General features: G+C 50.0%; 16 protein-coding genes. 6 read left to right on the forward strand and 10 right to left on the reverse strand.

Going from position 1 to position 13,267, the window contains the following annotated elements; all coding sequences use genetic code 11:
* Positions 1-9: 9 nt before the first annotated feature.
* From SYK_RS11770 to SYK_RS11795, 6 genes are all read right to left on the reverse strand, one after another.
* Complete coding sequence (locus SYK_RS11770; protein WP_281760462.1) at positions 10-783, reverse strand: ParA family protein; 774 nt, start codon at positions 781-783, stop codon at positions 10-12.
* Between the two features lie 232 nt (positions 784-1,015).
* Entirely contained in the window at positions 1,016-2,023 is a 1,008-nt protein-coding gene (locus tag SYK_RS11775) for an NAD-dependent epimerase (RefSeq protein ID WP_281760463.1), read from the reverse strand.
* Between the two features lie 423 nt (positions 2,024-2,446).
* Entirely contained in the window at positions 2,447-3,136 is a 690-nt protein-coding gene (locus SYK_RS11780) for a hypothetical protein (protein WP_281760464.1), read from the reverse strand.
* On the reverse strand, positions 3,112-4,338 hold the full coding sequence (gene coaBC / locus SYK_RS11785; RefSeq protein ID WP_281760465.1) for a bifunctional phosphopantothenoylcysteine decarboxylase/phosphopantothenate--cysteine ligase CoaBC: 1,227 nt from the start codon (positions 4,336-4,338) through the stop codon (positions 3,112-3,114). The genes SYK_RS11780 and coaBC overlap by 25 nt, the downstream gene beginning before the upstream one ends.
* Before the next feature lie 4 nt (positions 4,339-4,342).
* On the reverse strand, positions 4,343-4,810 hold the full coding sequence (locus tag SYK_RS11790; protein WP_281760466.1) for a hypothetical protein: 468 nt from the start codon (positions 4,808-4,810) through the stop codon (positions 4,343-4,345).
* A gap of 49 nt (positions 4,811-4,859) precedes the next feature.
* Positions 4,860-5,537, reverse strand: a complete 678-nt coding sequence (locus SYK_RS11795) for a hypothetical protein (RefSeq protein ID WP_281760467.1) — start codon at positions 5,535-5,537, stop codon at positions 4,860-4,862.
* 158 nt (positions 5,538-5,695) lie between these two features.
* Between SYK_RS11795 and queA the strand changes: the two genes are divergently transcribed.
* The 6 genes from queA to SYK_RS11825 all read left to right on the forward strand — a co-directional run bounded on the left by queA (position 5,696) and on the right by SYK_RS11825 (position 10,719).
* Positions 5,696-6,778, forward strand: coding sequence for a tRNA preQ1(34) S-adenosylmethionine ribosyltransferase-isomerase QueA (gene queA, locus SYK_RS11800; protein WP_281760468.1), 1,083 nt, complete (start codon positions 5,696-5,698; stop codon positions 6,776-6,778).
* Positions 6,779-6,822: 44 nt separating this feature from the next.
* Positions 6,823-7,056, forward strand: a complete 234-nt coding sequence (locus SYK_RS11805) for a 4Fe-4S binding protein (protein ID WP_281760469.1) — start codon at positions 6,823-6,825, stop codon at positions 7,054-7,056.
* Between the two features lies 1 nt (position 7,057).
* Positions 7,058-8,128 carry a 3-methyl-2-oxobutanoate dehydrogenase subunit VorB gene (locus SYK_RS11810; protein ID WP_281760470.1) on the forward strand — a complete coding sequence of 357 codons (1,071 nt, stop codon included), beginning with the start codon at positions 7,058-7,060 and terminating at the stop codon, positions 8,126-8,128.
* A complete protein-coding gene (locus SYK_RS11815; RefSeq protein ID WP_281760471.1) occupies positions 8,129-8,899 on the forward strand; it encodes a thiamine pyrophosphate-dependent enzyme in 771 nt (256 codons plus the stop codon).
* Positions 8,899-9,441: a 2-oxoacid:ferredoxin oxidoreductase subunit gamma family protein gene (locus tag SYK_RS11820; protein ID WP_281760472.1), complete on the forward strand. Its 543-nt coding sequence runs from the start codon at positions 8,899-8,901 to the stop codon at positions 9,439-9,441. Before SYK_RS11815 ends, SYK_RS11820 begins: the two co-directional genes overlap by 1 nt.
* A 252-nt stretch (positions 9,442-9,693) precedes the next feature.
* Complete coding sequence (locus SYK_RS11825; protein ID WP_281760473.1) at positions 9,694-10,719, forward strand: RHS repeat domain-containing protein; 1,026 nt, start codon at positions 9,694-9,696, stop codon at positions 10,717-10,719.
* Here the strand turns inward: SYK_RS11825 and SYK_RS11830 are convergent.
* From SYK_RS11830 to purE, 4 genes are all read right to left on the reverse strand, one after another.
* Positions 10,680-11,360, reverse strand: a complete 681-nt coding sequence (locus SYK_RS11830) for a hypothetical protein (RefSeq protein WP_281760474.1) — start codon at positions 11,358-11,360, stop codon at positions 10,680-10,682. The two genes, SYK_RS11825 and SYK_RS11830, sit on opposite strands and share 40 nt — an antisense overlap.
* 76 nt (positions 11,361-11,436) lie before the next feature.
* Positions 11,437-11,934 carry a hypothetical protein gene (locus tag SYK_RS11835; RefSeq protein ID WP_281760475.1) on the reverse strand — a complete coding sequence of 166 codons (498 nt, stop codon included), beginning with the start codon at positions 11,932-11,934 and terminating at the stop codon, positions 11,437-11,439.
* Positions 11,935-12,450 (reverse strand): hypothetical protein, encoded by a 516-nt coding sequence (locus SYK_RS11840; protein ID WP_281760476.1) that lies wholly within the window; start codon positions 12,448-12,450, stop codon positions 11,935-11,937.
* A gap of 285 nt (positions 12,451-12,735) precedes the next feature.
* Complete coding sequence (purE, locus tag SYK_RS11845) at positions 12,736-13,218, reverse strand: 5-(carboxyamino)imidazole ribonucleotide mutase (RefSeq protein ID WP_281760477.1); 483 nt, start codon at positions 13,216-13,218, stop codon at positions 12,736-12,738.
* Positions 13,219-13,267 lie beyond the last annotated feature (49 nt).

Below are 13,267 nucleotides of genomic sequence, written 5' to 3' on the forward strand. Positions count from 1 at the left end.
AGAACTCACTCAACCCACCGAAGCCGTGCTCTTGGCCACTTCCTGAGCCAGCGCCAAGTACGCCTCTGCACCACGTGATTTTATATCATAGTTGATCACGGGTTTTCCAAAGCTCGGCGCTTCAGACAACCGTACATTTCTCGGAATTATTGTCTCAAAAAGGTGCTGTGGGAATGCCTTTCGCACCTCATTCTTCACCTGCCAAGACAATCTGTTCCTGGAATCATACATCGTCAAAACGACTCCCAAAATGCCCAAATCCGTATTCAGGCGCTTACGTACTAGTTCGTACGTCATGAGCAACTGCGCAATACCTTCCAAAGCGTAATACTCACACTGCAACGGAACCAACATCTCTTTGGCTGCGCATAAGGCATTCACAGTCAAGAGACCGAGAGAGGGCGGGCAGTCGATGATTATAAAATCGTAATCGGCATCAACTGTTTCCAGCAACTCCCGCAAATAGTACTCGCGGCCGAACTTGTCGACCAACTCGATTTCAGCACCGACCAAGTCCTGCGTCCCCGGCAAGATATCCAGATACGGAACCCCGGTTTCACAAATGGCTTTGCCTATTTTTTTAGGATCGAACAGTACGGAATAGATATTCTCACGCTGATCGGCAGGGTAGAATCCAAGACCACTGGAGGCGTTTCCTTGAGGGTCACAATCTACCAATAAAACCTTTTTTTCCATCACAGCCAATGACGCCGCAAGGTTAACTGAGGTTGTTGTCTTACCAACCCCACCTTTCTGATTTGCTACAACAATTCTTCGTGCCACAAAACCCTCTCTTTAATGCTCCAGTTCTCTCTCATGTGGGTATTTCGAGTGTTTCACGTGAAACAATTTACTCAATTTGAAATGTTTCACGTGAAACAGAGTCTGCACTTTCGTTCTCACTGTCGTAGGCTGAATAAATATCTAACGCAAGCGGAGTTACGCAAAAAGTGGGAAAAGAACAAAAAAAAGAGCAACCAAAGGTTGCCCTGAGAATCAAATTATAACCCAAATACTATTTCTGATAATATTCGCGGTACCAATCAATAAAGTTGCGAATACCTACTTCAATGGAAGTATCCGGCTTAAAGCCGACATCCTTAATCAGATCACTCACATCTGCCTCGGTAGCGGGTACATCTCCGGGCTGCATGGGCATATAATTATAAATAGCTTTCTTGCCGACAACTTCCTCGATCACCTCAATATACCGAGACAACTCAACGACAGCATTATTACCTATATTATAGACGCGGTAGGGGACCTTGCTGGTACATGGATCAGGGTTGTTGCCATCCCAATCTTCGTTCGGGGTCGCAGTCTTTTTAACCACACGGACCACACCCTCAACAATGTCATCAATGTACGTGAAATCACGCATCATCTTTCCATAGTTAAAGACATTGATCGGCTTTTCTTCAAGAATATTCTTGGTGAATAAAAAGAGTGCCATATCAGGACGGCCCCAAGGACCATAAACAGTGAAGAAGCGAAGGCCAGTCGTGGGCAAGTCATACAAGCTCGAGTAGGAATGCGCCATCATCTCGTTGGATTTCTTAGTCGCAGCATACAAGCTCATGGGATGATCAACACCTTCATGAGGATTCAGCGGCATTTTTGTATTCATGCCATACACTGAACTACTGGACGCATAGGCCAAATGTTCAACCTTATTATGACGGCAGCCTTCGAGAATATTCAGAAAACCAACAACGTTGGAATCGATGTATGACTTGGGGTTCTCGATGGAATACCTGACACCGGCCTGTGCAGCCAGATTGACAACGTGTGTAAATTTTTCCTGTGCAAAAAGATCACTCATGGGCTGATCATCTTGGAGATTAATATTCACATGCTTAAACAGATCGTTTTCCTGCAAAACAGCCAGACGAGCTTTCTTGAGATTAACGTCATAGTAGTCGTTCAGATTATCCAACCCAACAACTTCATGACCTTCACCAATCAGGCGCCTAGAAAGATGGAAACCAATAAACCCGGCCGCACCGGTAACAAGTATCTTCATATTTTTAACTGTCCCTTATCCCCGACTCTTGGGTCAGGATTAATGGTTCGGAAAAGAGTCACTGTCATCACCCCACTGCGTCAACCGAATGATCTATCCTCAATTCGGGAAGTGAAAGTGTTCTCCGCTCATACTCCACACATCTCCCACAACGCAAGTGTGAAAAAATTCATTTCCCGATGAGACTGCGGTTCATTCTATGCTTTTTCAAATGAAAAACAGAAAATCATCAAAAAAAGGGCTTTCGCGAACGACAAACCACCCAGAACCTGTTGATACACAAGGGTTTACAAAGGGGGTTGCTCAATTTGCCGTCTCAAGCCATTTAAAGAAACTTTTGAGGCTCCCGCCTGAGAACAGGCTCCCGAGCGCTTCAAGCGCACGTAACGCGCAAAAAAACACACACTCACCGTATAAAGGGAATTACAATCTGATTTTGAAGAGTTCTTCGACAGATATTTGCTGCTCATGCGGCAACATGGTGATGAGACGAGCAAGAGGCTCAAGTTTATAAACGGTCACCTGTTCAAGCATATATGTCGTCAAGGTCGGATCTGCATCTGGCAATACAACCTTCAACGCTTCTTCGCCAAAACAAACAATGTTTGGTGCTCGCCACTGTTCCCATCCTTGCCAAAACATCTGGGTACTCGGCTGAAGGGATCCACCCGAAAGAGCTGCAACCGGCCAAAAGTTCATAGTGCCTGTTGGCCACTTGAGATGTGCCTGAATATTCTTAAGAGCAGAAGAACGTCGGGAGTCGGGTTGCCCTCCAAGGTCAAGACCAAGTTCCATATAGGTCATGATAACTTTGGGTGCAGGAGATTTTGCGAATCGCAAAAATCCGGACCACGGCTCAGGAAGGGAAGGGGCAACATGGGACGGAGCAGATTGCTGAACCGGCTCACTCTGAACAGATGCCTCACCATGAGATGGTGGGGCTGAAGAAACAGACCGGACATCAGTATGAACCGTCGGAACCTGTTGCACAGGTTGGTCCACGGGACCACTATCCTGACACTCAACTTCAGTGCGCAGGACAAACTCTAAACCGGACTCAACCCACGGCCTCAGGCTTTCGCGTGTTTTCAGTCGAGCAGAAGGTGATCCCATAATCTCCACGCCACTTCAGTTTTTGGCAACTGCGGCCACAACTCTTTGCGACCCTGTGCATCCAATACAAACATTTGGTTTGTAGCCACACCGAATCCGCTGCCAGATTTGGAAATGTCATTAGCTGCAATAAGATCAAGATTCTTCGTCTCAAGTTTGCGCGCAGCTTCATCCCTAATGTTACTGGTCTCAGCGGCAAAACCAATCAATTTTTGAGAAGTCTTTTTGGTCGAACCAAGAGTTTTCAAAATGTCCTGATTAGCCTCAAACGCAACAGTTATACCGGACCCGTCAGATGTCGTCTTCTTAAATTTCTCATTGCCAAAAGGAACAGGACGGTAATCCGCCACAGCGGCTGTCAGGCAACCCATGTCCGTTCCAGGCCACAAATCCGTACAGGCTTCAAACATCTGATGTGCCGTAGTGACAGACACTCTGGAAATTCCAGCAGGAAAAGAAAGGGCAGTAGGACCGGTTACAACAGTGACATCAGCGCCGCGCAAATAAGCTGCCATGGCCATGCATGCGCCCATGGTGCCACTCGACGGATTGGACCAGAATCGTACAGCATCCCACGGCTCTCGGGTCGGCCCAAGCGTGATAAGCACCTTTTTACCGACAAGATCCTGAGGGCTGATGGCCTTCAATGTCGCAATTAAAATTTCATCAACAGAAGGCAAACGGCCAGTGCCGGTATCGCCACAGGCTACATGCCCGGACTCAGGCTGAATGCGAATATACCCCAACTCTTCAAGCATGGCCCAATTACGCTGAGTAGCCGGAGCCGACCACATGCGAGGATTCATAGCTGGTGCGATAAGCTTGGGGCCAGGAAACGCGAGAGCCTGACAAGAAAGCATGTCATCTGCCAAACCAAAAGCAAGCTTGGCTATGGTATTGGCGGAAGCAGGGGCGATGACCATGACATCAGCGACCTGTCCGGGTTCAAGATGATCGAAAGCCGTCTCCGAACCAAGAGTGTCCTTGAACATACGCGTATAGACCGGCGAAGCACCCAATGCCTCAAAGCTCAAAGGCTGAATGAACCGGGTACACGACTCAGTCAGGGTCGCCGAAACCATGCAGTCGGCCTCCTGAAACGAACGCACCAGATCAAGCACCTTGTAGGCGGCAATTGAACCGGTAACGCCGAGATGGACACGCTTGCCCATAAATCCGGCAAATGTGTAATGCGGTTGCATGATACTACTTGCTCTTGAGTCCGCTGCCAGAATCCTTAACCTCCACCGCAAAAATGGTGGTCATAGCCTTGGCAAAGCTGTCATCAATCTGAATGATACAACTCTTGTTGAACTTTTCAAAATTAAGAACGTGGACTGTGCTCGCCTTATTGTTGGAAATAAGAGTCCAGTTATCTTTGGTCATGTTGTTCACAAAATACTGGACCAGCTCAAGAACTTCCACACGGCCGGAAAAGCGCATGATGGCCGCACGAAATTTTGCATTGTCCAGCTTATAGGAATCATCGGCGTTATAGTCGATCTCCTTGGGAATCATGATATCGTCGAAATCAAGATAGTAGTCCGGCTCCTGATACTGCGCCTCAGGCGACTGACCAGAACTATCGGCTGAAGAACTTGTGCCAGTGGTCGTACACGCCATAAGCCCGCAAACGAGCATGAGCGGCAACAACAATTTAATAAAAATACGCATGGTCTTCTTCCTCCGAATAACTTGAAATGTATTCAATGCTTCAATCGATCTACGATGTCGGCTCTTTCAGCCTGTCGATCTTGTCTTGCAGATATTTTTCCATCTCGCGCCTATCCTTACGGAGACGAACGAGTTCCGATTCCAAAATTTGCAACTTGGCCTTAATGTCCGACGTGTCGAACGTCAACTTCAAAGCCATCTCCTCAATCTCAGCATCCTTCTGTTCAAGAGCCTGTGTCTGCTCAAGAAAATCATCAGGTATACTACCCTCAGAAACTGGAAGCTGCTTCAACTTCTTCTGGCTCCGAGCAAGAAGGACAAAGGCTGTCTTAAGCTTCTGAATATCTTCCTGCTGATTATCAATAATGGTCTTCTGATCAGCAATCACACCCATACAGGAAGCGACTTTGCCTATCACATCATTAAAAGTGGATGCCAATTCGGCATATCCTTCAGTACGAGGAGCAGGCACGTTTGCCCTATGATCGACTTCGATGGTCCGTGGAAACTCGGTTCGCAGGGCATCATCAATCTCGGACGTCACACGTCCTTCACCGTACAAACGGGATATGCGCTCGAAAACAACGAGGGATTCTTCAGGGTACTTTGTGACACGCCCCATCTTGCGGCCCCCAAGAAAATCCTTGAATAGAGCAGCGTACCGACGAGCCGTCGGTGCAGGAATACGAGTGAGTTTGGCTATCTCAGCCACGGAAAGCCAATTCATGTATATGGAATACCATGAATACCGCCAATATCAAGCCCCAAGCGTAAAGTTAGGCATCTTAGAGCTAATTTATTGGTATAATTGAGAAAGAAAAAGATTCCGTTGAATTTCTAGGTGTTGTACAACACTGAGTTCATACAAAAGATGGATATATATTTATGGAAATACCTGAAGATTACCTGCTTGAAAGCTACAATTATGACCTTCCCGAGAAACAGATTGCCCAGGAACCGGCTGATCGTCGCGATGGCTCACGCCTTCTGGTACTGAACCGTAAGGCCGAAACAACGACGCCTTCCACGTTCAAAGACCTACTGGATCACTTGCCTGACAATGCCTTGCTCGTGGCCAACAATTCCCGCGTCATTCCTGCTCGCATATTCGGCACCAAGGCGACCGGTGGCAGAGTGGAATTTCTGCTGCTCACGCCGCTGCCGCTCATTAGTCCAACAGAAAAAGATGGATGGATGACCGCTTCAGTCGAAGGCTTGCTTCGCGCATCCAAGACACCCAAACCCGGGTCCACCATCACCTTTGCCGACGATTTTCGTCTGGTCACAGACACGGCAGGGGAATTTGGGCGTTGGCAGGTTGAATTGCAATGGAAGGGCGACCTAACAGAATTATTCACCCAACACGGCCATCTCCCGCTTCCGCCCTACATCAAACGGCCTGACTGCGAAGCAGACAGGGAGCGCTATCAGACAACGTATGCCAATGAATCCAAAACCGGGTCTGTGGCTGCTCCCACAGCGGGACTGCATTTCACGCCCGAAATACGCGAAAAGATCAAGAGTAAAGGCATTGAGTGGGCTGAGGTCACACTCTATGTCGGATACGGAACGTTCAGTCCGGTCAGGGCCAAAGACATTCGTGACCACAGCATGCACTCCGAATACATCGAGGTACCTGAAACAACCGCCGAAGCCATTCTCAAGGCAAAAGCGGAAGGTCGTCCCGTCATAGCGGTTGGTACCACGAGTGCCCGCACCATGGAGGGTATGGTTCGTGAATCTGGCCGAATCGGAAAATATGAAGGTGAAACAAATATTTTCATATCACCGGGCTATGATTTTAAGGTCATTGACGGTATCCTGACCAACTTCCATTTGCCAGAATCGTCGCTCATCATTATGATCTCGGCTCTCGCTGGAAGAAAAACCATTCTCTCAGCCTATGAGGTTGCTCTGAAAAACGGCTTTCGCTTTTTCTCCTATGGAGATGCGATGCTTATCATATAGCTGGTTATAACCTTTTACTATCATTCACAGAACTGGAGTAATACATGTCTCGAATCGAGGTCCAGGAAGATAGGTGCAAAGGATGTTTGCTCTGCACCACCGTCTGCCCTGTTGACATCATCGTCCAGTCGGACCGGTTCAACGTCAGCGGCTACAAAGTTGCTGAGGTACCCGAAGCTGATGCGGACAAATGTACCGGTTGCGCATCCTGCGCCATGATCTGCCCAGATGTGGCGATCACCGTTTACCGCACCCCAAAAAAGAAGGGGGGCAAATAACATGACCCAAAAAGCAGAACGCATTTTTGTTAAAGGTAACGAAGCTATTGCACGCGGCGCTCTGGCTGCCAAGTGTCAATGTTTCTTCGGCTATCCGATCACGCCCCAGAACGACATCCCGGAATTCATGTCTTCGGAAATGATCAAGGCTGGCGGCGATTTCGTCCAAGCTGAATCCGAAGTGGCCGCAGCAAACATGCTGCTCGGTGCCGGTGCTACCGGTATCCGCGCCATGACTTCCTCCTCTTCACCGGGCATGTCCCTGAAGCAGGAAGCCATCTCATACATGGCCGGCTCCGAAGTCCCGGCGGTTATCGTCAACATGAACCGTGGTGGACCGGGTCTCGGTGACATCGGTCCGGCTCAGGGTGACTACTACCAGTCCACCCGAGGCGGCGGTCACGGTGATTATCGTCACTTCACCTTCGGCCCCGGCACTGTCCAGGAAGCCTACGACCTGACCATCCGCGCCTTTGATATCGCCTTTGAGCACCGCACACCGGTTCTCATCCTTGGTGATGCCATTCTCGGTCAGATGAAAGAACCCATCACTCCGTGGGAACCCGAAGGAGTTGAATCTGAAGGCGGACATGATTGGGCAATCAACGGTCGTGATGACGGTCGCGAAAAGCGTCTCATCAAATCCCTCTTCCTTCAGGAAGGTGAACTGGCCGAACAGAACAAACATTTGCAAGCCAAGTACGACTCCTGGACCGATCTGGCCGAATGCGAAGAGTTTGAAACCGAAGACGCCGATCTCGTTATCTGCGCATACGGCTCCATCGGCCGCATCGCCAAATCCGCCGTCCGCAAGTTCCGCAAGGAAGGCAAAAAAGTCGGCTTGTTCCGTCCCATCACGCTGTACCCGTTCCCGTCTGCACAGCTCAAGGCACTCGCAGACCAAGGCAAGCGTTTCCTGACCATCGAACACAACCTGGGCCAGATGCTCGACGATGTCCGCCTCGCTATCCGTACAGTGACCGATTCAGACTTCTATCCCATCTATCCCGGCAACCTGCCCACCCCGGACGAGCTCGAGGAGCCAATCCTCAAAAGCCTGGAGGGTAAATAAATGTCAGAAATAAATGAAAAAATAGTATTCGAAAAGCCAGAATCCGTCATTGACCGGCCCACCCATTACTGTCCCGGCTGCCATCACGGCATCGCCCACAGACTGATCGGTGAGCTGCTCGACGAAATGAACCTGGCCGAAAAGACCCTTATGACAACCTCCATTGGTTGCTCGGTCTTCCTCTACAATTACCTGAACGTGGATGCTGTCGAAGCTCCCCATGGTCGCGCGCCTGCTGTCGCCACCGGCGTCAAACGTGCTCGCCCCGACCATTTCGTTTTCACCTATCAGGGTGACGGCGACCTGGCTTCCATCGGCATGGCCGAAATCATGCACGCCGCCAACCGTGGCGAAAAAATGTGTGTAATTTTCGTCAACAACACAGTCTACGGCATGACTGGCGGCCAGATGGCCCCAACCACACTCATTGGTCAGACAACGACAACTACCCCCGCAGGGCGTTGCATGACCCACGAGGGTGCGCCCATCCGCATGACTGAAATCATCGCCTCCCTTGGTGGTGTCGCCTTTGCCGCACGCGGTTCTCTCGACTCGGTCAAGAACATCCGTAAAGCCAAAAAATACATAAAAAAAGCCTTCGAATTCCAGGTCAACAACACCGGATTCGGCTTTGTCGAACTGCTCTCCGGCTGCCCGACCAACTGGAAAATGACGCCGCTGCAAGCCAACGAACGTATCCAGAAGGAAATGATCCCATACTTCCCACTCGGCATCTACAAGGATGTGTCTGAGGAAGGGGGTGTCTGCTAATGCGTTACATAGATTCCATTATCGCGGGTTTCGGCGGCCAGGGCGTCATGCTCATTGGCAATCTGCTGGCCTACGCAGGCATGAAAGACGGCCTTAACGTCACCTACATCCCGGTCTACGGCCCGGAAATGCGTGGCGGTACCGCCAACTGCACAGTCGTGCTTTCCCAAGAAGACATTGGCTCGCCCATCATTCACAGGCCCAAATCGCTCATCGCCATGAACCGCCCGTCTCTGGACAAGTTCCAGACACGTGTAGAAGACGGCGGAGTGCATATCATCAACTCCTCGCTCATCGACATGGAGTTGGCTGATACTGATCGTCTGAAATGCTACGGCGTTCCCTGCAACGAGATCGCCGACAAGCTGGGTAACACCCGCATGGCCAATATGGTCGCCATCGGTGCATTTGTGCAGGCTACCGGAATCATATCTCTCGACGCCGTCATCGGCTCCCTTGAGAACGTGATCTCCGCGCGCTATCACAAGCTCATTCCCGCCAACACAGAAGCCATCAAGGCCGGCGCCAAGCACGTCAGCTAGATCGGTTACTCGGTTTAATTAAAAGCCCGCTGTCAGCATCTGCTGACAGCGGGCTTTTTTGTCTCCGACGGCTAGGGGGGCGAGGGTAAAATCAAGACAAAGAAATTAAGAAGACTGTCAAGATGACTATTTATACCTATCGAATGATTTGAGTATACATTCCTTCACATTTCAAGGAATTGGGGAAAACCGGGGATATGGTGGTCTGGATTCTCAGGGGTGATCCTTGAGAACGAAACTGTGGAGGATAAAATGATTCCATATTCCTATTCACTCAAGCACGACCAAAATGGTCGCATTATGGAAAAAACCGAAACTGTGAGCGGCAAGGCTGTCGTATGGAAATATTCATATGACAAAAAAGGTCGGCTGCAGGAAGCGCATCTTGACGGGCGACTGATCTGTCAGTGCCACTATGACAAAGAAGGGCGCCGCATGCGCGATTACCTTCCGACCACAGCTGGCGCGAACTACCGGGATTACACCTACACCATGGAGAACCGGCTGCTTCGGGCTGGAAATAATTCGTACACACACGATGATAGCGGATTCCGGTCCATCTGGTCCCATGGCGGCACCTATTATCTATACAAATATTCGCACGATTACCGCCTGCTCAGGATGGAGGTGGAAGATCAGAATCGGGTCTTCACCTACCGTCATGACGACAACGGCCAACGCATTGCCAAGTATTGCAACGGCCAGTTGGTCGAGGCATACGCATGGCTCGATTTCGTCCGCCTTGTCGGCTTTCATGACGGACAACACGGATACGAATTCGCCTATCAGGACGAAACCCGCACCCCATACGCAATGCGCCGGGATGATGGAGTAATCGCCTACCTCTTCTATGACCAAGTTGGAAGTCTCCGAGTCGTTGCCGACCTGGAAAGCAATGTGATACAGGAAATTCTGTACGATCCATTTGGCGGCATCATTGAAGACACTCAACCGGACCTGCACATCCCAATCGGCTATGCCCGAGGCCTGCACGACCGCGACCTCGGCTTCGTCCGCTTCGGCTGGCGCGACTACGATGCAAACACCAGCAGATGGACCGCCCCGTACCCCATCGGCGACAAAGGTGGCGACTCAGATTGGTATGGGTATTGTCTGGATGATCCGATGAACAGTGTAGACCCATTGGGGTTGATCCTATGCAAGGTCTCATTAACCTTGGCGGCCAATATATTGGCATTCATGAAAGGCTCCCCATATTGGCACATGGCCAATGTGGATTACCAGATGGCGTCGGCCAAAGTCCCTTGCATGGGGTAGGGGAAGGATTCGCGGCCCACGGTCATTTCGCCGGTGAGCGTAAACGTAGTGCGAAAAAGATCGTTGGGGTCAATAATTGCTGAACCGGTCGATTTATACATGATGGGAGCCATCATGGAAAAATCGCGGATATTCATTTTTTCATTTTCAATTTCAGCGGTAAAAGCAAAATCTTCAACGCTCTTGTCGCCGGGCAGGACCAGCCGTTGTGATCGGATATCCACCCAGCCAGAATGCGGAAGTTTGGCTCCATCCGGCAGGAACAGACTGCCTGAAGCACGCAAAGTGCCCTTGAAATCACCGAAACCAAGCAAATATGTCAGGTTGAGGTCTCCTTCAAACTCGAACACCCCATTCGAAAACAATTCCAAAGTACACTCAGGCCCGCCGGTATCGAGTCGAACAGTAGCCAGCGGAGAAAAGCCCATGGTCACATAGGCACGCTTGAAATGAAGAGCGCCCGGAGTTTGGGCCACCGTGACCTTAAAATCTCGCACACGAAAACTGAACGGACCATCTCGGTCCAGTCCTTCCCAGGTCATCCCCACAGAGGGAAGTTGTTCATCAACACGGGTCAAAGCAGACGCCCATATCTTATCCCACGGCGTAAACAGTGCGATTCCGATCAGGAACCCCAGCATAATAAGAAAAAAACGAACCAGGATTCTTCCAGGCAGTGAGGAATTTGTTTGCAAAGAGGGTTTCATCGCAGCCCTCTCATCGTGCCAGCACGAGATGTACGTCTGCCAGACGCGGATCATCGTTGTTACGGGTCAACGTAAAATCAGGGGTTTGCAGGCTGGCGCGATCACGTAAATCTTGCAAAAAATCCGTCAACATAATCAGCGTAAGACCAGTAAATGTAACCTGTACTCCTTCTACATTCTCATCGAGGTGAGTGGAACGAATGGAGGTCAGACGATCTTCAAGCATCCTGTCGTCAATGATGCGCCACGTGGCATCCTTGGCCGACAGATGAGCGAGATCACCTCGTTTGGCACGCAAAGATTGTATGCCATGCACAATGGGCACAACCCGTGCGTACTGTTCCTTTTCCGCCTCAATCTGTTGAAGAAGGGTGTTGGTAAAAATATATGCGCCCACGAACACAGAAAAAAAGACTCCTGCCAGACCAAACAGCGCCATCTTAAAAAATCGCTGCTGAGCATCAGGAGGCCAACTGCTCCATGGATATGTTCGTTGAGTGCGAGCCATTTATTGCAACTCCACATTCAGACTAAAAACTATACGGTCGCCCACAGGGTCACTTTTATACAACGAAAAAAGGTAATGATCATCATCAGTCAGCTTATCAAAATACGTGGTAAATCCTTGTTCATCCCCAGCAAAAGAGCCTCGTACGCGCCCGGTCTTGCCGCTCAAGGTTATGCCCTCCAACCGCAAATTTTCATCCGCAGGACGACTCAAAGCCGCAAGCAATTTGAGCGGATCCAGCCCGATGCTATTGGTAGCCAGAAGTTTGCCGTGTTCAAACTGCAAACGTCCGAACGGCGAGGTACCTATATCCTGCCCGAGAGCTGACATATACTGCGCGTTTATCTCACTTCGAATTTCTTCAAGCTGATTATAATGAAAAAGATAGCGCAATCCCTGTCCGCCAAGGAAAAGACTACCAATAACAAACACCCAGACAAAATTCCGAAGGAATCGTCTGGACGTCTTGCCGGACCTGAATACAGGTATTTTACTGTTGGATTCTGACTTCGTCATAACTCTGATGCATTGAATACGCGAAACCCCGACACTGAGCAAGCCATGCCCACATTCGAAACACCAAACAAGAATCCGCAAAACAAAAAACGACGTACCACGTTATACACGCAATACGCCGTCCACAAAGAATATTTTTCCACTCCGCACCAACACCGCGAGGCTTGGGAGAGTGATACAGATGCTCGGCGAAAGGATTTGAGTTTCCCACAGTCGTAGCCTAGCTACAATGAGGACAGACTCAATCCTTCCAACGACACAGATGCGCCGCTATCGCAAGCCGACTTACAAGCTCTCAGCAGCTCTTTCAACCGACTCCTTGAAACCTTCACGAGCATCCAGAATTTTCTGCGTCAGTCCGTCATCATGCAAAGCAAGAATCTGGGCAGCCAGCCATGCAGCGTTCTTGGCACCGACCTTATCCAATGCAAGTGTACCGACCGGGAAACCCGGAGGCATCTGCACAGTGGCAAGCATCGCATCCATACCACCGAACGGAGAACCGGCCAGTGGCACGCCGAGTACGGGCTTGGTGGTCTTGGCGGCAACAGCTCCTGCAAGATGTGCGGCCAGACCTGCGGCACAGATAAACACCTGCGCACCATCAGCTTCAAATTCTTCAACCAATCGTGCCGTCCGTTCCGGTGTCCGGTGTGCGGAAGACACCGTAAAAACATGATCAATCCCCAACTCTTTCAGTAAATCAGAGCAAGGACGCATCTTGTCTTCATCGGAAATTGACCCCATGAAAATTACAACCTTAGGCATCTCTCTTCCCTCTCGATTGTCCGTTAAAAAAAAGTGCGCCCAATTCAGG

This window comes from Pseudodesulfovibrio nedwellii (assembly GCF_027923765.1).
GTDB lineage: Bacteria > Desulfobacterota > Desulfovibrionia > Desulfovibrionales > Desulfovibrionaceae > Pseudodesulfovibrio > Pseudodesulfovibrio nedwellii.

Coding starts and splice junctions, on each gene's coding strand:
- SYK_RS11775 (WP_281760463.1), bottom strand. CDS start 2,023: ATGAAGATACTTGTTACCGGTGCGGCCGGGTTTATTGGTTTCCATCTT.
- SYK_RS11780 (WP_281760464.1), bottom strand. CDS start 3,136: ATGGGATCACCTTCTGCTCGACTGAAAACACGCGAAAGCCTGAGGCCG.
- coaBC (WP_281760465.1), bottom strand. CDS start 4,338: ATGCAACCGCATTACACATTTGCCGGATTTATGGGCAAGCGTGTCCAT.
- SYK_RS11790 (WP_281760466.1), bottom strand. CDS start 4,810: ATGCGTATTTTTATTAAATTGTTGTTGCCGCTCATGCTCGTTTGCGGG.
- SYK_RS11795 (WP_281760467.1), bottom strand. CDS start 5,537: ATGAATTGGCTTTCCGTGGCTGAGATAGCCAAACTCACTCGTATTCCT.
- queA (WP_281760468.1), top strand. CDS start 5,696: ATGGAAATACCTGAAGATTACCTGCTTGAAAGCTACAATTATGACCTT.
- SYK_RS11805 (WP_281760469.1), top strand. CDS start 6,823: ATGTCTCGAATCGAGGTCCAGGAAGATAGGTGCAAAGGATGTTTGCTC.
- SYK_RS11810 (WP_281760470.1), top strand. CDS start 7,058: ATGACCCAAAAAGCAGAACGCATTTTTGTTAAAGGTAACGAAGCTATT.
- SYK_RS11815 (WP_281760471.1), top strand. CDS start 8,129: ATGTCAGAAATAAATGAAAAAATAGTATTCGAAAAGCCAGAATCCGTC.
- SYK_RS11820 (WP_281760472.1), top strand. CDS start 8,899: ATGCGTTACATAGATTCCATTATCGCGGGTTTCGGCGGCCAGGGCGTC.
- SYK_RS11825 (WP_281760473.1), top strand. CDS start 9,694: ATGATTCCATATTCCTATTCACTCAAGCACGACCAAAATGGTCGCATT.
- SYK_RS11830 (WP_281760474.1), bottom strand. CDS start 11,360: ATGCTGGGGTTCCTGATCGGAATCGCACTGTTTACGCCGTGGGATAAG.
- SYK_RS11835 (WP_281760475.1), bottom strand. CDS start 11,934: ATGGCTCGCACTCAACGAACATATCCATGGAGCAGTTGGCCTCCTGAT.
- SYK_RS11840 (WP_281760476.1), bottom strand. CDS start 12,450: ATGACGAAGTCAGAATCCAACAGTAAAATACCTGTATTCAGGTCCGGC.
- purE (WP_281760477.1), bottom strand. CDS start 13,218: ATGCCTAAGGTTGTAATTTTCATGGGGTCAATTTCCGATGAAGACAAG.